This is a genomic window from Novosphingobium sp., assembly GCF_031424035.1.
In the GTDB taxonomy this organism is placed as follows: Bacteria; Pseudomonadota; Alphaproteobacteria; order Sphingomonadales; family Sphingomonadaceae; genus Novosphingobium.
Window position 1 is genome coordinate 1 of the sequence record NZ_JANPGP010000012.1, and the last position, 18087, is coordinate 18087.

Annotated in this window: 34 protein-coding genes and 1 tRNA gene; 15 read left to right on the top strand and 20 right to left on the bottom strand. The window is 62.4% G+C overall.

The genetic code is table 11. From position 1 onward, the window contains the following. Positions 1-66 precede the first annotated feature (66 nt). A tRNA-Asn gene (locus RMO89_RS00955) sits at positions 67-141 on the top strand. 87 nt (positions 142-228) lie between these two features. Here RMO89_RS00955 and RMO89_RS00960 read toward each other — a convergent pair. The 20 genes from RMO89_RS00960 to RMO89_RS01055 all read right to left on the bottom strand — a co-directional run bounded on the left by RMO89_RS00960 (position 229) and on the right by RMO89_RS01055 (position 11321). Beyond that, positions 229-1404 (bottom strand): tyrosine-type recombinase/integrase, encoded by a 1176-nt coding sequence (locus RMO89_RS00960; protein ID WP_310530663.1) that lies wholly within the window; start codon positions 1402-1404, stop codon positions 229-231. An 8-nt stretch (positions 1405-1412) separates the two neighbouring features. Then, positions 1413-1589: a hypothetical protein gene (locus tag RMO89_RS00965; RefSeq protein ID WP_310530664.1), complete on the bottom strand. Its 177-nt coding sequence runs from the start codon at positions 1587-1589 to the stop codon at positions 1413-1415. Continuing rightward, entirely contained in the window at positions 1586-1996 is a 411-nt protein-coding gene (locus tag RMO89_RS00970; protein WP_310530666.1) for a hypothetical protein, read from the bottom strand. The genes RMO89_RS00965 and RMO89_RS00970 overlap by 4 nt, the downstream gene beginning before the upstream one ends. Further along, positions 1993-2583 (bottom strand): MT-A70 family methyltransferase, encoded by a 591-nt coding sequence (locus tag RMO89_RS00975; protein ID WP_310530667.1) that lies wholly within the window; start codon positions 2581-2583, stop codon positions 1993-1995. The genes RMO89_RS00970 and RMO89_RS00975 overlap by 4 nt, the downstream gene beginning before the upstream one ends. After that, positions 2580-4199, bottom strand: coding sequence for a helicase HerA domain-containing protein (locus RMO89_RS00980; RefSeq protein ID WP_310530669.1), 1620 nt, complete (start codon positions 4197-4199; stop codon positions 2580-2582). The genes RMO89_RS00975 and RMO89_RS00980 overlap by 4 nt, the downstream gene beginning before the upstream one ends. Continuing rightward, positions 4196-5047, bottom strand: coding sequence for a phage Gp37/Gp68 family protein (locus RMO89_RS00985; protein ID WP_310530670.1), 852 nt, complete (start codon positions 5045-5047; stop codon positions 4196-4198). The genes RMO89_RS00980 and RMO89_RS00985 overlap by 4 nt, the downstream gene beginning before the upstream one ends. Before the next feature lie 228 nt (positions 5048-5275). After that, positions 5276-5470, bottom strand: a complete 195-nt coding sequence (locus tag RMO89_RS00990; RefSeq protein ID WP_310530671.1) for a hypothetical protein — start codon at positions 5468-5470, stop codon at positions 5276-5278. Further along, complete coding sequence (locus RMO89_RS00995; protein WP_310530672.1) at positions 5467-5667, bottom strand: hypothetical protein; 201 nt, start codon at positions 5665-5667, stop codon at positions 5467-5469. Before RMO89_RS00995 ends, RMO89_RS00990 begins: the two co-directional genes overlap by 4 nt. Continuing rightward, on the bottom strand, positions 5664-5942 hold the full coding sequence (locus tag RMO89_RS01000) for a phosphopantetheine-binding protein (RefSeq protein ID WP_310530673.1): 279 nt from the start codon (positions 5940-5942) through the stop codon (positions 5664-5666). Before RMO89_RS01000 ends, RMO89_RS00995 begins: the two co-directional genes overlap by 4 nt. Then, on the bottom strand, positions 5939-6961 hold the full coding sequence (locus RMO89_RS01005) for a recombinase RecT (protein ID WP_310530675.1): 1023 nt from the start codon (positions 6959-6961) through the stop codon (positions 5939-5941). Before RMO89_RS01005 ends, RMO89_RS01000 begins: the two co-directional genes overlap by 4 nt. A 23-nt stretch (positions 6962-6984) precedes the next feature. After that, the gene (locus RMO89_RS01010; protein WP_310530676.1) at positions 6985-7911 is read right to left on the bottom strand and encodes a hypothetical protein; all 927 of its coding nucleotides are present in this window, start codon (positions 7909-7911) and stop codon (positions 6985-6987) included. Between the two features lie 11 nt (positions 7912-7922). Next, complete coding sequence (locus RMO89_RS01015) at positions 7923-8321, bottom strand: hypothetical protein (RefSeq protein ID WP_310530677.1); 399 nt, start codon at positions 8319-8321, stop codon at positions 7923-7925. Then, positions 8318-8539 (bottom strand): hypothetical protein, encoded by a 222-nt coding sequence (locus RMO89_RS01020; protein ID WP_310530679.1) that lies wholly within the window; start codon positions 8537-8539, stop codon positions 8318-8320. Before RMO89_RS01020 ends, RMO89_RS01015 begins: the two co-directional genes overlap by 4 nt. Beyond that, positions 8536-9189 carry a hypothetical protein gene (locus RMO89_RS01025; RefSeq protein WP_310530761.1) on the bottom strand — a complete coding sequence of 218 codons (654 nt, stop codon included), beginning with the start codon at positions 9187-9189 and terminating at the stop codon, positions 8536-8538. The genes RMO89_RS01020 and RMO89_RS01025 overlap by 4 nt, the downstream gene beginning before the upstream one ends. After that, positions 9189-9383, bottom strand: a complete 195-nt coding sequence (locus RMO89_RS01030; RefSeq protein WP_310530680.1) for a hypothetical protein — start codon at positions 9381-9383, stop codon at positions 9189-9191. The genes RMO89_RS01025 and RMO89_RS01030 overlap by 1 nt, the downstream gene beginning before the upstream one ends. After that, positions 9383-9553 (bottom strand): hypothetical protein, encoded by a 171-nt coding sequence (locus RMO89_RS01035; protein WP_310530682.1) that lies wholly within the window; start codon positions 9551-9553, stop codon positions 9383-9385. The genes RMO89_RS01030 and RMO89_RS01035 overlap by 1 nt, the downstream gene beginning before the upstream one ends. Further along, positions 9550-9783, bottom strand: coding sequence for a hypothetical protein (locus tag RMO89_RS01040; RefSeq protein WP_310530683.1), 234 nt, complete (start codon positions 9781-9783; stop codon positions 9550-9552). The genes RMO89_RS01035 and RMO89_RS01040 overlap by 4 nt, the downstream gene beginning before the upstream one ends. Continuing rightward, on the bottom strand, positions 9780-10100 hold the full coding sequence (locus RMO89_RS01045; protein WP_310530684.1) for a hypothetical protein: 321 nt from the start codon (positions 10098-10100) through the stop codon (positions 9780-9782). Before RMO89_RS01045 ends, RMO89_RS01040 begins: the two co-directional genes overlap by 4 nt. A 73-nt stretch (positions 10101-10173) precedes the next feature. Next, entirely contained in the window at positions 10174-10629 is a 456-nt protein-coding gene (locus RMO89_RS01050) for a hypothetical protein (protein WP_310530686.1), read from the bottom strand. After that, a complete protein-coding gene (locus RMO89_RS01055; RefSeq protein ID WP_310530688.1) occupies positions 10629-11321 on the bottom strand; it encodes a S24 family peptidase in 693 nt (230 codons plus the stop codon). The genes RMO89_RS01050 and RMO89_RS01055 overlap by 1 nt, the downstream gene beginning before the upstream one ends. Positions 11322-11393: 72 nt before the next feature. Here RMO89_RS01055 and RMO89_RS01060 point away from each other — a divergent pair, with 72 nt between their 5' ends. The 14 genes from RMO89_RS01060 (at position 11394) to RMO89_RS01125 (ending at position 18048) form a co-directional block, all read left to right on the top strand. Next, positions 11394-11651, top strand: a complete 258-nt coding sequence (locus RMO89_RS01060; RefSeq protein ID WP_310530689.1) for a hypothetical protein — start codon at positions 11394-11396, stop codon at positions 11649-11651. Continuing rightward, complete coding sequence (locus tag RMO89_RS01065; RefSeq protein WP_310530691.1) at positions 11648-11902, top strand: hypothetical protein; 255 nt, start codon at positions 11648-11650, stop codon at positions 11900-11902. The genes RMO89_RS01060 and RMO89_RS01065 overlap by 4 nt, the downstream gene beginning before the upstream one ends. Continuing rightward, the gene (locus RMO89_RS01070) at positions 11895-12320 is read left to right on the top strand and encodes a hypothetical protein (protein WP_310530693.1); all 426 of its coding nucleotides are present in this window, start codon (positions 11895-11897) and stop codon (positions 12318-12320) included. Before RMO89_RS01065 ends, RMO89_RS01070 begins: the two co-directional genes overlap by 8 nt. Beyond that, positions 12313-12684, top strand: coding sequence for a hypothetical protein (locus RMO89_RS01075; RefSeq protein WP_310530694.1), 372 nt, complete (start codon positions 12313-12315; stop codon positions 12682-12684). Before RMO89_RS01070 ends, RMO89_RS01075 begins: the two co-directional genes overlap by 8 nt. 151 nt (positions 12685-12835) lie before the next feature. Further along, entirely contained in the window at positions 12836-13384 is a 549-nt protein-coding gene (locus RMO89_RS01080; protein ID WP_310530695.1) for a hypothetical protein, read from the top strand. A 74-nt stretch (positions 13385-13458) separates the two neighbouring features. Then, positions 13459-13956 (top strand): DNA N-6-adenine-methyltransferase, encoded by a 498-nt coding sequence (locus RMO89_RS01085; protein WP_310530696.1) that lies wholly within the window; start codon positions 13459-13461, stop codon positions 13954-13956. Beyond that, the gene (locus RMO89_RS01090; protein WP_310530697.1) at positions 13956-14564 is read left to right on the top strand and encodes a hypothetical protein; all 609 of its coding nucleotides are present in this window, start codon (positions 13956-13958) and stop codon (positions 14562-14564) included. Before RMO89_RS01085 ends, RMO89_RS01090 begins: the two co-directional genes overlap by 1 nt. Continuing rightward, positions 14561-15193: a helix-turn-helix domain-containing protein gene (locus RMO89_RS01095; RefSeq protein ID WP_310530699.1), complete on the top strand. Its 633-nt coding sequence runs from the start codon at positions 14561-14563 to the stop codon at positions 15191-15193. The genes RMO89_RS01090 and RMO89_RS01095 overlap by 4 nt, the downstream gene beginning before the upstream one ends. After that, positions 15190-15495 (top strand): hypothetical protein, encoded by a 306-nt coding sequence (locus RMO89_RS01100; protein ID WP_310530700.1) that lies wholly within the window; start codon positions 15190-15192, stop codon positions 15493-15495. Before RMO89_RS01095 ends, RMO89_RS01100 begins: the two co-directional genes overlap by 4 nt. Next, on the top strand, positions 15492-16394 hold the full coding sequence (locus tag RMO89_RS01105) for a DnaT-like ssDNA-binding domain-containing protein (RefSeq protein WP_310530701.1): 903 nt from the start codon (positions 15492-15494) through the stop codon (positions 16392-16394). Before RMO89_RS01100 ends, RMO89_RS01105 begins: the two co-directional genes overlap by 4 nt. Then, on the top strand, positions 16360-16878 hold the full coding sequence (locus tag RMO89_RS01110; protein WP_310530702.1) for a hypothetical protein: 519 nt from the start codon (positions 16360-16362) through the stop codon (positions 16876-16878). The genes RMO89_RS01105 and RMO89_RS01110 overlap by 35 nt, the downstream gene beginning before the upstream one ends. Beyond that, positions 16875-17144 (top strand): HNH endonuclease signature motif containing protein, encoded by a 270-nt coding sequence (locus RMO89_RS01115; protein ID WP_310530703.1) that lies wholly within the window; start codon positions 16875-16877, stop codon positions 17142-17144. Before RMO89_RS01110 ends, RMO89_RS01115 begins: the two co-directional genes overlap by 4 nt. Beyond that, positions 17141-17350 carry a hypothetical protein gene (locus RMO89_RS01120; RefSeq protein WP_310530704.1) on the top strand — a complete coding sequence of 70 codons (210 nt, stop codon included), beginning with the start codon at positions 17141-17143 and terminating at the stop codon, positions 17348-17350. The genes RMO89_RS01115 and RMO89_RS01120 overlap by 4 nt, the downstream gene beginning before the upstream one ends. Further along, complete coding sequence (locus tag RMO89_RS01125) at positions 17350-18048, top strand: hypothetical protein (RefSeq protein WP_310530705.1); 699 nt, start codon at positions 17350-17352, stop codon at positions 18046-18048. The genes RMO89_RS01120 and RMO89_RS01125 overlap by 1 nt, the downstream gene beginning before the upstream one ends. The last annotated feature ends 39 nt before the right edge of the window (positions 18049-18087 follow it).

An 18087-nucleotide genomic window follows, 5' to 3' on the forward strand; every position in this document is an offset into this window, starting at 1 on the left:
CCAAACGTATCAGCGCTGCTATAGGCGCACCCCTGCCCCGGCATTGACCGCAGTTGCCGGGTTTGTTCCCTGATAGCTCAGCGGTAGAGCTCTCGACTGTTAATCGAGTGGCCGTAGGTTCGAATCCTACTCAGGGAGCCACCCCTTTCCACAGGGGCGCGGAAATCAGCGGGTTTCAGGGCATCGAATGCCTCACCAGAATGACCCACCTGTGACGAGGTGAGGCTTTCAGTCATTTGCAGTGAACCTGTATTCATCATCTGTCTCCCCTAGATCACGGGTCATTTCCCACCTGGCAAGCGCAGTGATCGCGGCGTCTGCGAGCATGACCTGATTGGCGTCTTCGGTATAGATCGCGAGCGTATCGTCGCGGGACTGGCCGCTTACGGACTTCATCGGCTTGTTCGCCATTTCCAGATCGGCCATGCGGCGCAGCGTCGCCTTTCTCAGCCCGTGGGCGGTGCAGTGCTTCAGGCCAGCTTCGACGCAGGCGCGTTTGAACCAGTTGCCGAAGCTCTCCTTCTTGAACGGCCCGCCCCGCTTGGTCAGCAGGAAGCAGAACGGGCTGGTGTCTTCCGGCTTCATTGCAACGATGGCTTCGAGCAGTTGCGGCGCCAGAGCGATCCAGAGCGTCTTGCCGGTCTTCTCCTGCACGATGGGGATGCGGCCATTCCTGACCTGCGCCCTGCCCATCTTGACGACATCCGAGCGCCGCTGATCGGTCCAGAGCAGCAATTCCATCGCCAGCCTCTCGCGTGTGCCCACCGGCCAACGCCCGCGGTACTGCGTGATCTCGTCTTCGGTCCACGAATGGAACCCCTTGGTACGCTGAGCGACCGGCACCCGGATCTTCTCGACGTGCTCCATCGGGTCGCGGTCGACCATGCCGACCTTTGCTGCGAACCTGAACAACCGGCCGAGTTCCTTGCGTAGCTTGCGGGCCGCGTGAATGCCGCCCTTGGCCTTGTTGCCGGTCCCGGTCTTGATCAACTTCTTGGCAATGATCTTGTCGATCGCCTCGAAGGTGACATCCCGCACCATACGCTCGCCGCGCCGGATGCCGTCAGTGCCTTTGGCGTCGCGGAAGTCCTCAATCACAGCGCGCACCTTAGCTTGAGTCACCTCGCTTGGGCCAAGGCGCGTGGGAACGGCGAAATAACGGGTAACGAGATCGTCGACCGACCCCGGCGCGTGTCTCGGAGCCTGAACAACTGGCTGGGCTTCGTCCCCGGTCAGGAAGCGGGCATATTCCTCGGCGAACTCCTTGGTCCCGAATGCTGCCTTGAAATAGAGCTTCTTCTCGCCCTTCCGGCGGAAAACCAGTCGTTCGCGCCCATGCTGGCTCTCAAAGCCGCTGACGTACTTCGGCAGGAAGCGATTTTGCGGCATACGGATGCGGGGCATAGCGGACCTCATTCGGCGTTCCAGGGATTAGGCTTGCCCGATTCGGGCTCAGCCTCGCCAATGATGACCTCGATCTTCTGGTTCGCCAAATCCATGATGATGCGCGCGCGCTCGAAGCCCGCGCTTTTCACGGCTTTGGTCGCCCGTGTCATATCTGCCTCGGTGATACGAGCTGGCGCGGTCATAGCCGGTTCGCCGCAATTTGCTGGGCAACGGCGTGCGATCGAGGATCAACACCATCGCGCGCGACTGTCGCAGCGAAAATCACCTGCTGGGGGTGCTTGCTGCAAATCTCCCGCAGCCTCTCAGGCGCGTCTGGGAAGCGGTCTTTGTAGCCCAGCATGGATAGGAAGTCCCAGTCCCCAGCCTCGGCGATCTCGCTCGCAATCGGGAACGCGGTCGCTACGTCGCCGTCAATCATGGCAATGCGGTGTCCGGTGCCGAGGTGGCTCAAAATCCAGCGGGCGGGCCGCTTGCCTTTCGGTGAGGGATGGATGCCTATGTGCAGACCGAGGCCGCGATAGGTATAGCCGGCGACCGTATGTGGGCCACCCCAGTAGGCAACCTCGAAATCTTCGGGTTTCCAAGTCATGCCTGCACCTCGAACTTGCCCACCTGATTGCCCCAAGCGTCCCAGCCCGGATAAGCCTGCCGCGCGAAAAGCTCGACAAACCGCAGCGCGCGGGGCGAAAGGCGATTGCAGTAATCGTACTGCTCATCCGGCTTGCGGCTGTGACCGCGGGCCTCGGCGTCGATGACATCAAGGTCTTCCGTCTCGATCACGCCGCGCACACTGTTCGAAGTGAGCGGGCTGCCAAGCGTGCCGATCAGATAGGGCTCGGTGGCGCTGCGAAGGACGTAGCCGCAACCGAATGCGCTCTTGCCGTGCTTGGTCCGCTTATGCCACGCGCCGCCTGTGACGTAGCGGAAGCCCCATTGCTCCAGCAAGGCGATGCTCTCCCGCAGGGTTGGCCAGCACGCCCACATGAACAGGATCGTGTCGCCGCGCCCGAGCTGCGAGACGGGCAGTTCGCCGAGTTCTTCCCAAGTCATCGTCGGGTAGTGAGCGTCGGGGCCCTTACCCTGCCCGGCAGCCGAGAAGGTCTGAAACTTGGTCGCCGGGTCCGCGAGGATGACATCGTAGGACAGCGGAGTGAGGTTTTCGAAGGGCCAGGTCATGCGCTTTCCCCCGGCAGCGGATCAGCAAGATGCAGCACGCCGCCGCGATCGACCGCCACGCCGTTGCGGATCAGTTGTGCGACCCCGTTGTTGAAGTTGCCGCCCCGCGGAACGATGCCGAGGTTGGCGCCAAGAGCGGATCGGGTCAGGCCGCCTTCCTCTTTCAGCGCGATCATCATGCGTGGTGCCGGGTTGGCAAGAACATCGCTCCAGAGCGAGAACGCCTGATCCCGCCGCATACCCTCTGCTGGCGGTCGCGCGCTACGCACCGTGTCGCCATCCTCGACGATCAGCCCGCTTTCCCGCATGGCCTTGCGAGCCGAATTGAAGTTGCCGCCGCGGGCTTTGTTGCCGATCATCGCAGCAAGCGAACCCCAAGGAACGCGAGCCGGGGCGATGCGATCGAGCATTTCGACCATCTTGCGAGCGGCGGCGTTGAGGCCGGCAGGAGCCTCGCTTGGTTCGCGCTGTGCAATTTTGGTCTTGGGCGTTGCAACCGGCTTTTCGGCAACAACCTGAACTCCGGGAATAATGCGAGGCTCAGACGGCATAGAGCCATCGGCCCGTGCTACGCTCGGCCATTGAATGTCGGCGATCATGCCAAAAAAGGTCCGCTCGGCCTCTTGGTAGCGAGCGATCACCGCTAGAAGTTCATCCAGTTGCTGCTGCCCGGTAGCACGCTCAATCGTCCATTCGTCGCGCTCATCTCGCAGTGCCTCAAGTTCTGCCTTGAGTGCGGGGTCCAGCGCCTGCCCCTCATTGGCGACCATCGGCGCGGCCAACGTCGCCCGAATCGCCCCCATATCCACCGCCTGAAACCCAAGCCGCGCGTGCGGCGCATCGTCAGCATCAGGCGTCTTGCTGCGATCCTCGGAGCGGTTCGCAGGCATCCGAACCCGCTGCAACAGGTCGTGGCGAGGCGACCAGACCCATGCCTCGCCGGTTTCGAGCCTCGCGAGGCTGTCGAGCACGATCTTACCCTCGGCGGTGTCGGCGGTGCCCTTGACCCATTCCAGCAGCGCCTTGCGGTCCTGCGGGGCTGTCAGCTTGTGGATCACCATCGTTTCGCACTGGGTCAGAACCGACTTGGCAATGTCCTGCGGGCGCTGCGTGACCATCAGCATTCGCCAACCTTCGATGCGGCCGCGACGGACAATCCATTTCAGGTCGCCGAAGAGTTGCGCGACCGAACCGCTGGCATTCTCCGGCATGAACTCGTCCGCTTCGTCCATCGCGAGATAGCGCGCGCGGGCCGGGGCGTTCTTCATCACGGCGACAAAAGGAGCCATGAACCGCCGAGCCGCAGCGTGGCTTTGCTTGAGCAGCAGCGAAACGTCGACGATTGCGGAGAGGTCATGGTCAATGATCGCGCGGGCCACCGCCTCGCCGCTGTCCTCACCGATCTCGACATCACCGAACTTGCCGCCGAAAATCGGGATCGGGAAAGCGGTGCGAAGGCCATTGTACGCGCCGGTCGGGTCAATGATGATCACCTGCCGGCCAGCGTCAAGCAGCAGTTCGACCAAACCTATTGCTGTGTACGTCTTGCCGGTGCCGGTAACGCCCATGACGCCAACCTTGCCGTCGAGGGCTTCGAAGGGGATTGGATGGCTCATGCCGGAAACCCGTCATGCTGGACGCCGTCGAGCAGGCGGCCTGCGGCTTTCTTGCCAACGCGCTGCACCCATGTACCGTCCGCAAAAGTGTGGAAGCTGACGCCGCCCGCATCTTCTATTTCAGGGGCGGGAATCCATTCGCCCCACTGCTTGAACAGAAACGACACACCTGCCTCCGCGCACTGGTCGCGGAGTGAGCGGGCCCAGTCGGGGTGCATCGGACGAGCCTTTGCACCACTCTCGCCGCCGACGATGATCCAGCCAAGCTCGGCCAGCCATTCGTCGCGCAGAACTACCCGACCAAGCAGCGGCTCCATGCTGAGCCCGATGCAGGGAATGCCAAGCCGGTGCTTCAACTCGATCAAGCGCGGAATGTCGCGATCAGCCTCTTCCTGATTGACGATGCTGATGATCAATCGCGCGTGTTTGGGCCAAGGGCGACCAGCAAGGCGCTTTTCGACGAAGGAAACGCGCTTCGTGACAAGCTGGAGGTCAAGGCTCCCGCAACTGCGGATTGCGTTCCACGCCTCATCAAACCACTCGTCCGGCACTTCCTTGTCGAACAGGTCGGACATCGACTGGATGAAGACGCGGCGGGCCGAGTTGGGGTGAAACTTGCCGATTACAGCATCAGCGGCCCACCATGAGGCGCTATTCTGGAGTTTGTAGAGCAGCCCGACCGCGCCCTTGATCTTGCGGCGAGGTGCGCCGACGCCCCACAGGCTCTCGCCAAAGCGGGCCGCCCATGTCTCTGCGTAGCAGTGATCGCAGCCGGGGCTCACTTTGGAACAGCCCCACCAGAAGTTGATCGTGGCGTCGGTCCATTCGATGCCGGTTGTCTCGCTCATGCTAATTCCCACTCACAAATATCAAACCCATGCGGCGGCCGAGAAATCTTCCAACTGGTCGTCTGCGCTCGCCCGGTATGCGAGGGCCAAGGATCATGCCCGGCCTTGCGGCTGTCGAAGCCGCCAAAGCAGCGGACATGGACCTTTCGGTAGCCGGTGACGTTGCCTTGATCGTCGGCGATGACGCAGGCGCTGGGCAGGCTCCCGGCGTTTGGGTGATAGGCCATGTCACTGGTCCCCTTCCCGCGCCGCGACTTCATCGCCAGCGTGCCGCAGTACGAATTGCACCATGTCGGCCCACTGTTCTTCGGACATGCGCGGGGTCTTCTTCTTCCCCGACAAGCCTTTCCACATGCGCCGCAGCGCCAGCCCGACGCGCTCGGCTTCGGAGTATGTCAGGCGGGGCTGCGGCGGGTGGATCATTTCGGCTTCCGTTCAGCCAGCGCGGCATCAGCGATTGCAGCCGCCAGGCTGACCTGCTGCGCCGCATATGCCGTGAAGTCGGGAGCCGAACCGCTTTCGTATGGCGGCGGCTTAACGCTTGCGATGCCGGAAAGCGCCATGCCAATCAGCCAGTCGCGATGGCTGATTTGTTCCGATAAATGAGTTCCGACACTCATGCCGCCTGATCCATCTTCTTGGCGTCGATCAGCGCGACCAGTTCCGACAGCGGACGGGTTGTGCCAAAGCTGTTCGGACGGAACCGCTCGACTTCATCGTCAAGGATTTCGACGTTGAACGTCTCTTCGACGAGCATGATGATCTCGACGAAATCGAGGTGATCCATGCTGAGCGTTTCAATGAAATCCGCATCGGCAATGTCGACCGGCTTGACCGGATCGCAGCCGAGGTGGCCTTCGATGATCTCGCAGAGGGTGGCGGCGGTGGTTTTCACTGGCCCGCCTCCCCGCCCTGGCGCTTGCTTTGCAGCAGCGCCTCAAACTGATCAGCCGCTTCCTTCGGGAATGCTACGCAATGCTTCAAATACTCGCTCTCGACCTTGTTGATTGCGCCGTTGCCATTGGCTCCGCGCAGGGCGTCCATCAGTTCGCCGAACTTGATCTGGGCTGCCGTGAGTTCTTCGGTCGCCTCGCCGCGCTGCTCATCCGCCGGCCCTTCGGCTGCGGTGGGGTTCTCGTCGGACAGGGTGCCATCGTTGGCGTCGAGCGCGCGGGCGGTTTCCTCGTCGACCTCGCTCATGCCGGTGGCCGGATCGCGGGCGACCTCGCCGGTTTCGGCGTCGAAGGCTGGGATGCTGTCGTTCAGTTCTTCAGCGAGGGCTTGGCGGGTTGGGAGTGAAGGAACCGCCTCGCTCTGGATATAACCGCCGTCGATGTCGTCTTCGCCCTCAACCGCAATGCCAGAGAAGCCGAACGCGACACGAGCGCCCTGCATAAGCGCGCGGTGACGCAGCATCCGGCGCGGCGACTTGTTCCACGGATCGGTGTTTCGTTTGCATTCCTCAAGATACTCGATGACCTTGATCGGGTGGGTGCGATCCTTGCGGTAGATGATGGCCTCAATCGCCTCGATGCCGCCCTTCGCGTCGGGCGTGTATTCGAACTCGATGCCGTCGAACGCCGGATGCTCGTTCATAATCCTGATCCAGCCGTCAATCGAAACCATCGGCACGATGCCCTGCCCCTTGGCCGGGAAGGCGTAGATTTCCTTGAGCAGCGGGTTCAGGCCGTATTCGTTGGCGACCACGACCAGCGCCATGAACTGAGATTCATTCTGGCAGGTCGAGAACGCCGTGTTCATCAACGTCGCCTTGAGGTTGGCGGGCTGGATTTGCAGGCGCTGGGCCATAGCTTCCAGCGCATTGCGCGGCTTGCTGGCGGCAGCGACCGCGCGGGCCGTGCTGGCGTCGATTTCGCGGTTTTCAGCCGCGATGGCGAGGGATCGTGCGGTCATTGGTATTCTCCTTTTCAGATTGTTCAGCGGGCCACGGCCTGCACGGTCGACCAGATGCGAACCCCGGTGATCTCGCGGGTGCCGGCGCGCACAAGGCGGGCCACGGCGGCGTCGATTGCTTCCTTGACCTTCGGGTCCGATTTCACCGCGCGCATGGCCTTGGCGTAGTCTTCCACGGCGCTGTTCCAGACCGCCTTGCCCGAGATCGTTGTGCCAGCATCGGAGCGCACCGGCCCTGCCTGCGTTGCGGTCTGGGCGGCGGCGAACGTCTCGTTTTCCATGCGGCGTTCAGCAGCGCGGGCATCAGCCGCGGCGTTCTGTTCGGCGAGGCGAGCTGCTTCCAATGCTTCGGCATCACCATCGCGCTTCGCCTGTTCGATAGCCTCGGCTGCGCGAATGGCTTCCTGCTCGGCGCGGCGGCGTTCAGCCTCGGCGGCCTGAGCGCGTTCCTGAGCGGCGCGCTGCTCGGCGGCGATGCGGGCTTCCTCGGCGCGGCGCGCGGCTTCACGCTTCGCCATGAAGGCGTTCATACCGTCGCGGAGTTTGCTGCGCGCTTCGGTGATCGGATGGACCAGCCGGTTCTTCTCGGCATCGACCGCGCGGCCTCCGTCGAGATAGGGCTGCTTCACCGTCTTGTGCGTGTCGGATATATGGCCGTCACAAGCGCGCAGGATCTTGTCGAGATCACCGGCCTTGCCGAGCGTTTCTTCGTCTTCGGACACAAGCTGGAGCTTGCCGTCTTCGGTGGTCACAATGGCGCGGCTGACGGCTTCGATTGCGCTATCCATGCGAACGATGAAGTCATCCCGATGATCCAGCAGCGCGTCGCGGAACTCCATTGCGATGCGCTCTTCAAGAGGAGGCTCGTTTGCTCCGATGACGGCGCGCGGGTTGCTGGCGGGGTTCTCGCCGAGATCGGGTTCGACGGTCTTTGGCTGGGCAATAGGCACGGCAGTTCTCCTTAGAAGGGCATAGGATTCGAGGTTGAAAGCAGGTCGATGCGCTTGCCCGGCTGGGCGTAGGCGCTCCCCGGCGCGTGCTGCTTTGCCCACTCGCGGCGGGCGACAAGCGCGCGGTATTCGGTTTCGGAGATTGGGCTGCCGGCGCAGGTCGGCCAGACGCGATCAAACTCGACGGGCTCACCATCGAACTCAGCCTGCCAACGAAGCGAGCGGTCCAGCAGTTCGCCAGTCACCGGGTCCGCAGGCTGGCCAAACCAGAGCCGCACGCCGCCAATCACGCTGCCTGAGCGGAGGCGGCAGCGATAGAAACCAGCGACGGGCTCGGCGATCGAGGTGGAGCCGGCGACGTTGACCTGGTGGGCGTCGCGCGAGGCGTATGGGGTGGCGCTGCGGGTCACAGCACATCCCTCCCCGCAACAACCCGCAGAACCGGGCGCACAGCATCCTCAATCGCAGACATTTTAGGTGGAACCGTGATGCAATACTCACCAATCGCAGCCTCAATAATCTCCCGATCCTCGCGGGCCTCAGCGATTTGCCGCGGCGTCACGCCAGCCTCGATCATGTCGAACGCGAGGCGGGCCATGATGCGGTTGTTCCAGTCGGCGAAGGTCATGCTGCGATACTCACGCTTGCCATCCGCGCGATCGAGAGAAGAAGTTCGCGGAAGCGGGGGGGGGTGCCGATGCGCGGGCTGCTGTCTGTCCCGCCGCCTCTTGCGCCGACTTCACCCAAGCGCTTGGCCCGCGCGAGGCCCATGCGAGCCACAACAGCGGGATCGAATTGAGGCTCAGTTTTACCCCAGACGAGGCTTTCGAGGTCAGTCAGTGAAACACCGTAAACCAGCAGCAATGTCGGCTTGCGCGCATAGTGCCCGTAGGCACGTTGCTCGACACAGCAGGTCCAGCCACCCTGAAAGTCGGCGTTGACCCAGCCACCTTCGCGCGGCGGGACATTCAAGCCAAAGTGCGGCCAGGCATGGCTGCCCCAAGGGTGTTCAATCAAGCCGCCCCACTTGCGAGCTGAGGCCAGCGCGGCTTCAAAGCAGCCGTCATCATCGCCCTTGATCTTGCGTTCGCCGGTCAACTTCACAGCGAGAGGTTGGCCGAACCACATCTTGCCCCAACGCTGGCAGGGCGGGTGCGCCACTACCGGCCACGGGCCATCATATTTGCGGGCGTCGCGCACTTCATCCCACGGTTCCACGCCGGGGAGATTGAAGTAGGCTCCGCCTGTCTGGACATAGAGAGCGGCCACGGCCTGCATCACCGCCCCAGCCCCATCGGCAGCCGGTCACACTCAGAGGCAGCATAAAACGCCCGGCGCGCCTTCTCAGCGCGCACCCGTTCGATCAGGCCGGGCGTAACCTGCCCGGTGACAGCACTACCCTGACCGATGTACCCACGATGCCCGTACATAGGCGCTGCGGTGCGACTGCTGGTCTGGTGAATGAGGCGCATCAGATGGCTCCCAAAGCGAAGAGACACGCCGCCGCACTGCCCACCATCGCGGCACGCAGGAGCAATTCATCCCAATTGCGGATTGACCAGCGCCAAGCGGCGGCGATGCCCTTGCCGGCGAGGAAAGCCGCCATGCGCGGCAGGCCGATGTGGCTTGTCGGGTGGTTCACTGGCCCGCCTCCCATTCGATACGGTCAGTCTTGCCGATCAGGTACTTCGACCCATCCGGACGCTCGCCGCCGTAGGATTTGATTTGCCGCTCCAGTTCGAGCAGCAGTGGGAGCAGCTTTGTGGCGTGGCTCCATTCCTTGCCGCTATCGTCGGCGCGGTGGTAACTCATCACGCCGGCCGTCGAGTGCCAGAGGGCTTCGATTTTCGAGAGGTAGGACGGGTGCGTCACGCCAGCACCGCCTCAGCCGCGATGGCCGCGTCAATGCTGGCGTCATCCCAACTTCCAAGCACGCCCGAACGGCCAACAAAGGCGCGCTGCGGATTGGCGATCAGGAACGCGAAGCGCTCTTGCGTGGGGGTGAAGCGGAACCGGCTGGTGTGAAGGCTGCGCTCGAACTGGCCGCGAACCGCGATATATTCCGCGTACCAGAACCGCTCATCGTCCTGAAAGTCGCGAACCAGCAGCGTCCAGCCGTCAACTGGCTCAATGCCGGGAACGGTGGCCCATGTGTAGCGGTGGCGTTCGAGTAGATCGGGTGCGGACAAGTGAGCCTCCAGCGGTGTGCTGGAGACTTGCCTATGCTAGATAATCTATCGGGTCAATAGCTTTTCTATCGTATCATTTTTTAGCCACGCACTGCGTAACGATCCACGGGATCGATTCGTCTGTCGCATCAAGGTCGAGGCTCATCTGCTGAACCTGACCCCGGTAGTTTGTATATTCGAATGTCACTCGGGATGCTGATTGCAGGCGCTTAGTGAAGGTCACGGCCTCAGTGCCTTGAATCATTATGGTATCGTTCTTGTACGCAACGATCATTTCGATTGCTGGGTCAGCATCGAACCTAACCCGATTGTAGAATGGCAAGAGGATGCCACCCCGCCTATCTGAAAGCGTGTCTCCGGGCCGAAAATTAATGAGCTGGCGACCGCCTGTCTGGGCTCCGCACGCAACTACAAGCGATCGGCCCTGCCCTGCATCCAAAGCGGCCACATAGGTCACTTCATCAGTGATCATGTCGCGCTGAATCTTGGTGGTGAATACGGCGAGCAGCGCCAGAGATGAAGCGAGCATCACATTACCCTTGCTGACCAAACGACCTTGCCGACGATGTAGATTTCTTCCTCATCAGCATCAAGCGGCGGAACGCTGGGATTGTCGCTGAGCAATTGCACCCGCCCTCCGCTGAGGCGCCTAACCCGCTTGATCATGCCAGTGCCAGCATAGGACACTGCCCAAACATGGTCCTGAAGCGCCACCCTGCTTTGAGATCCATCGATCATCACCAAGTCATCGCGCCGCAAGGTCGGCTCCATACTGTCACCGATGCCTGTAGCGATAAACAGCTTGTCCGTTGTCGCCCGCGTGAGGCCGCGAAGGAAGTTCAAACTGAACGGAAGAAAATCCGTTTCGGGATAGTCTTCGGCCACCGAGCCATCGCCCATCGCATAGGTGATGTCGACCTTGCGGACCAACTCGATCCCGTATTGGCCCGCAAGTTCTTCCGGCGTGCCCAGCTCTCCGACTTTGGGCGGCGGCCCATCCGGCATAGGCCCGCCCTCAAGCAACCATTCGACTGACACACCGAACGCTCGCGCGAATGCGGTTCCGTATTTCGAGAACCCATGTTGATCGTTTTCGTAGGCGCGAAAACTGACCTCACCGACCCTCGCCGCTTTTGCTGCGCTCTTTGCTGTGCCGTGGCCCGCCCTGGTTCGCGCCCAGCGCAATCTTTGTCCGGGGGTAGAAAGATCATCGCCATCCATGCCTAGACCATACTGCATCGCCGCAATAGAAATCCTATTGCTAGATAATCTAGCGTCTGCTAACCCATCGCTATGGAACCTATCACAGATCATAAGTCGCTCATCGACGGGCTTGGCGGAAACAAGATCGTCTCCGAGATCATCCCTGATTGCACGCCGGTTCGCGTGGGCCAGTGGAAGATCGGCAACCGCATTCCGGTCGAATATTGGCCGGCTGTGATTGAAGGTGCGTCCGCAAAGGGTGTTCTCGACGCTGATGGCCAATCTATCACGAGCGACTGGCTGATGAATACCGTGCGCCCGCGCAATTCTTCGGTCGCAGCAGCATGACCGCGCAAGACATCGACCCCCTTGCGCGCTCCGGGCCGGGCGCTGACCGCGAGTTCAGCGACCCGGCCCACCTTACCGTGTTCATCGACGATGGCTCCGACGCCGGGGCATGGGCCAGTGCCCTGTCCTATGCGCCGTATCGCAAGATCGCTGATGGCGTCTGGACCAATGGTTTTGTGCCTCCGTCCGTTGCTGATGCTCCTGTTCATGGCAGCCCTTCTACCGAGGGAGCGCCACAGGATCATGTCTGACAGTTCTACGATCGTAAAACGCCAGCAACTCGCGATCCGCCGCGAACTTGATCGCCGCGGCATCCATCTCAAGCAGGTCCAGTTCGACAGCAGAATCCCCTATCCCACCCTGCTTTCCTACTTCCCCGCCGAGGGTGGGCGCGAACCGGCGATGATGCCGATGTCTGCGCTTTACTGCCTTGTCGGCGCGATTCCCGACGATCTCCTGAGCCTGCTGATGCCGCCCGGTCGGTTGATCATCGCGGCTCACGAAAGCCTCGACCACGACACCCTTGCCGCGCTCTGCCTCGATTACGCGATGAACCATGCGCGCGCTCGCCATCCCGACAGCCCCGGCGGCGTCGAGATCACCGCCGACGAAGGGGATGCCCTCGAACTCAAGGCGGCGAAACTCCAGCAGGAGAACTCAAATGATTGACCTATCCCCGATCGTTGCGGGCAGCTTTGCGCTCTCGACCGCGTATTTCGTCGCCGTTTACAAGATCGAGCGCGCCCGCGCCGAACGATGGAAGACCGGCTGCAACACCCGCGACATGGCGATCAGCGACCTTCGCAGTCAGGTTCTCGGCTTTCACGCCGAACGCGACGCCCGCAACGCCCACCTCAAGCGCATCGCCAGCGCCGGGGCCAAGGCATCGAACGCCAAGCGCAAGGCTGCCCGCAAGAGCGCCGTGGCGAAGACCATCGCTGCCATGCCGAGCCTGACCATGCGGACGCGCGCTCAGGTGGTCGCTCCGGTCAAGGCCAAGCGCACCCGCAAAAAGGCAGCCGCAACAACCTAATCTCAGGCGCGGGACGGCCGCGAAAATGGGGGGATCGGGTCTGGGTACATACCCGCGCGAGCCGATCTGAACCGGGGCCTAACTCCAAGGCCACACCAAACCGGGCGGTTTAATCCCCCTCCGATCAGTTTCATCAGGAAAGGAAAAGACAATGGCAAGACCTGCACGCAAACCCAAGGATGATGATGGTGGCGAGGTAAAGGCGAAAGACTTCGCGCACGCCAAGAGCCTCTACATCAACGACATCAAGCCCGCCCGCTCCAAGGCGAGCGAGTTCATGCAGGAAATCTCGACCGCGTTCAAAACGGTCAAGAAGGTCTGCGGCATCCAGCCCGGCGCGATGAAGGCGGCCCTCAAGGTCGTCGAAATGGAAGACGCCAAGCGCGATGACTACCTGCGCTGCTTCAACGGCGTCCTGCGCGAGCATGGTATCGAGCCGATGCCGGTGGATATGGTCGATGCCATGCAGGGCAAGCCTGATGGCTACGCCCGCCCGAAGCTCGTGACCATCCCTGCCGGACCGGAATCGGATGGAACGGAAACTGATCTCTCGGACGCTGCTGAGTTCGATGAAGCGACCGACGAAGAACTGGCCCAGCAGGAAGGGCGTGGGGAGCCGGAAGCCGGAACTGGCGCTGCCGCCATCGCGGCCATGAACGCCGCCAACGAAACCCCGTCTCAGGACGGGCAGGACGACTGATCAGCATTCGTCCCCGGAGCCCGGCGCATTCCCCCGCTCCGGGCCGAGGATGACGAATGTGAGTGAGGGTTGAAGTGGGATATTGGGAATCGTCCGGTAAATCCGACGAGTGGTACACACCGCAGCTCGTCTTCGATGCGCTCGGCTGCCAGTTCGATCTTGACGTAGCGGGTGATGCGAATGCCCCAGCATACTGCGTCCCTGCGCCCGTCGCTCTTTCCGGCGAAGGCTTGTCGCAGCGCTGGACTGGCTTCGTCTGGATGAACCCGCCGTTCGGTGGCCGCAATGCCATCCTGCCTTGGCTCGACAAGTTCTTCGAGCATGGTCACGGCATCGCCCTTACGCCTGATCGGACTTCGGCCCCTTGGTTTCAGGATGCCGCCACGAAGGCGCAGGCCATCCTGTTCACCCGCAAGATCAAGTTCAACCGGCCCGATGGCTCGCCGGGGATCAGCCCTTCCAATGGCACCGCGCTTATGGCGGCTGGGAATTACGCCGTCGCCGCGCTTCACCGGGCAGCAATGCAGGGCTTCGGGGTGATGGCGCTCCCTCTGGCAGTGAGGGCAGCATAATGGGCTATCTCGCACTCGACCTCTCCAAAACATCAACCGGCTGGGCTGCATGGTCCGAGGGCTGGGAAAAGCCGCGCTACGGACATTGGGTTCTCGGCTCCGATTACACCTCGCGCGGCGGCGTCTTTGCCAAGCTCCATCAGAACATGATGGACCTGCACACCGTCATCTGCCCGATCGAATACCTCTTCGCCGAAGAGCCGATCAACCCCGCGCAATTGCAGGGCGGCACCACGATCAACACGCTGCGCCTCGCGTCTGGCCTGTCAGCCCATGCGGAATCGTTTGCCCATGCGCTCGGCGTGCGCCGGTTTCAGGAGTTCAACATTTCGAGCTGGCGCGGTGATTTCATCGGCAAGATCAGCAGCAACGAAGCCAAGGCCAATGCGCGCCGGGCGAAGAAGGCTGGCGATCAGCGGGCAAGCGCGCGGGGTGAACTGAAAGCCCTCACGATGGAGCGGTGCCGGCAGCTTGGCTTGAGCCCGCGCAAGGATGATGAAGGCGACGCCATCGGCATCCTGACCTATGGGCTGCTGGTGAGCGGCATCACGCCGCCCTGGCTACTCGAAGAAACCCTCCGCGCCCCGCTGATGGGAGCCGCGAAGTGAGCCGCCTCCCTATCTCCGAAGGAATCCTGTTCCGCGCCTGCGCTACCACAGGGTTCTATCCCGAGACGCTGCGCTCAAGCACGCGGATAACCTCCGTTGCCCAGACACGGCAGGCCATCATGTTTGCGCTTCGCACGCGGACAAAGATGTCCTTCCCCCGGATCGCGAAATTCGTCGGTCGGGCAGACCATACGACAGCGATCCACGCGATGACCGCCGTTCCTGAGCGCATGGCGACCAACCTGGAATATCGCGCCTTCGTCGAGAGCCTGCTGATCACCGACCCGATCAAACCATTCTCGGCAGAGGCGATGCTGGTTGAACATGGTATTTCACCTGCAATCCCCGAGCGGGATTGCGGCAAGGTCTGGTCGATCCCCGCCGCGCCTGTTGTCATAGAGGCTCGGCACCGCCCGGATGTCATTCAGCGCCCAGCGCCCCCGACCACATGCAGGAAGCGCCCGCGCAAAGGAAAGAGGCCGACCTACCAACTGATCGACTGTGCTGAGCATCGCTTTCTGGTCGATGAATATGGCCGCGATCCATTCGAGAATCGCGCTACCTACGACATGATCGCCGGCAGCCGTGGCCTCGCGCTTTCGATCCTCACGGCGAGGGCAATGGCATGACGCCCCGAAGCGCCGCCGCGACACGCGAGGCAATTATCTGGTTTGCCGAAGAGAAGCGCCTGACGGACGCTGACATAGCTCAGAAGCTCAATCTGACCGAGGGCTACGTCAGGGACATGCTGCGGCCTCGCAGGCGCGCACAGGGCATTATTCCGCCCACCAAGCGGCTCATTCCGGTGCGGCAGTCAGAGGCCGTGATCTACCATGAAGCGCAACACCTGATGGTCGACCGCGATCCCTGCTTCCAGTGCGGGGTGCGGAAGGATGTTCATGATGATGTTGGTTGCGGGAGGTGGAGGTGACAGGCTTCATCACCCTCCAGCGCGAGGCATTTGATCACCCGCTACTGCGCGACGGCGAACGCTTCCGGGCATGGTTCTGGATGGTCGCAAAGGCGTGCTGGAAGCCTACACCGTTCGACATCAACGGTAAGACCGTGATGCTCCAGCGCGGCCAATTCTGCACCTCTCGGGCGCAGTTGGCAGAGGCTTGGGGATGGTCGCCGAGCGCAGTTGAGCGGTTTTTGACCCGTCTCGAAACCGAACAGATGATCGGACGGGCAACCGGACAGGGCCGATCAGTCGTAACTATCTGCAATTACGCCAAATATCAGGACGACGGATTTGAACCCGGACAGGCAACCGGACAGGCAACCGGACAGCGATCGGACAGCCACCGGACAGCAAAAGAACAAGGGAACAAGGGAACAATAGTAGAAGAACCTAACGGTTCTCCTACTCCCCCCATAGCCCCCAAGCCAAAGCCGAAACCTGCCAAGGTATCATCCAAGGTTGCGATGACGGCTGACTGGTCGCCCGCTGACCTGTCTGGCGATGTCGGCGAACTGCTCACGCAATGGCCACCCGGTCGGCTGGAGCAGGAGGTCGTCGACTTCCGCGAATACTGGACCGAGGCCGGCGAGAAGCGCCCCGGCTGGGACCGAACCTTCCGCAGCCGCATCCGCACAGTCCACGAACGAGTGATGAGGGAATCACGAAATGGAAACCAACACCAAGCCGCTGGGCGCACTCCTGCCGGGCATCGTGGAAACTACGATCGACGGGACAGCTTCACTCGCGCCATCGACGACAGCCTCGGCCTCGATCAATTTGGCAACCCTCCCGGCGAGGCTGGACGATGGGATGATGGCGACCCTGCGGGAAATCGTGAACTCACCCCTGCCCGCCGAACAGACCTGTGACGAGGCGCACCTTGCGGCCTGCATGAAGTCCCTCGACATCCTGCCGCGCCGGGCAGACGACACGGGCGGGATGCTGCGGCTCAAGCTCTACCAGCGGAAGCTGGGCGGGTATTCGAACGATGCCCTGTCCTTCCTCACCTCCAAAGCCCTCGAACAGTGCCACTGGTTCCCGACCATCGCGGAGTGCCTGAACATCCTCGCTGGCTTTCCGAACCGCGAAGTGGCGACCGACCGGCGCGACACGGCGAAGGTGCTGATCCGGCGCGAGGCGAACGCCCGCATGGACGATGACCTCGGCCTGCTGAAAAACCGCCGCATGTCGCAGGAGCAAATCGACGCCCTGCCCGAGTTCACCAAGCGGGTCGCGACCGAGCGCTGCACTCTCTGGGCCTGCAAGGACGGGACGCACATTGCCCGGCAGTTCGCCCCGCTGGACGATGAGACGCGGGCCGAGATCGAGAAGCGCGGGGGGCTGGCTGCGTGAGCCTCGCCGTAAAGCGCCGCAAGGCTCGCAACCGCCGACGCGAACTGATCCGGCTGGCTCAGGCGAACCGCTGCGCCCTGTGCGGCGAGCGGCTCGGTAGCACGAAGCCCACTTTCGAGCATGTCCAGCCTCGCGCTCGCGGCGGCCGCAGTCACAGGAACATCGTTTTGACCCACGAGAACTGCAACCAGCGCCGCGCCGATGCGCCGCCGACCGGCTGCCTGCTGATCATGTTGGAAGTCGTCAACGCGATGGTTCCGGCATGAGCGACTACAGCCGCACCAGCCTGACCCGCCACGCGCCGGGGATGCGCGACGCCGACGAAAACGGGCCAAGCCGGTTGGCGGCGCGCAAGTGGCATGAGGATGGCTCGGTCGTCCTGCTGGCCGACAGCGTGAGGCGGCTCGATCCGCTGGACCGCGATCTGGTCCGGGCAATTGCGACACGGCTCTACGGGCCAAGGGGGGAATGATGACCGAGCGACTATCACCAGAGGCCCGCTTGGCCGCTCACCACGCCCGCGCCGCAGCGCAGACCGGCCGCGAACGCTCGCTTGCGGCAGCCATGCGCGCCGACCTGTCCCGCGAGGCTGACCGTCAATCCGCCGAACTCAAGATCCGCGAGGGGGTTTCCGTCAACCTCGCGGATCTTGCCGTGCCGCCCACCGAGGAATGGGAGCGCCAGGGCGAGGCCGTGAACTACACCGTGAAGACCGAGGGGCAGAACGTGCAGGTGGTGACGACACGGCGGCGGGTGCGGATCGGGCAGGTGATGAAGGCGCACCGGATGGGCAAGATCACCGATGACCAGTTTCTTGCCTGCGAGTGGTATCAAGAGCAGTATGAGCGCACTGGTTTGGAGGGGCGGCTGCGGTCGGTCGACCTTTCGACAGAAGTGTACGGTGGCCCCAACTACGGGATCATCTTCGCAGAACTCCAGATGAAGGCTCAGACGCAATACCGCGCCGCACGATCAGCAATCCCCGCCCGGTTCCTGAAATTCTTCGAGCTGGTAGTTCTTGATAACCTTCCGGTCGACAGGGCGCGAAGAATTGCCCCTTCCGGGCGAAATCCTTGGGCCCGCCTTCGGGCGTCAGCCGAAGCGGTTTTTACCCAACTGGAAGCAATGGACCCCGACTGGAAGAGAAATGGTTTGACAGATGTGTGTTAGCGAATCATATCCCCACGCATTACTTCGAGTTGGGCCCGG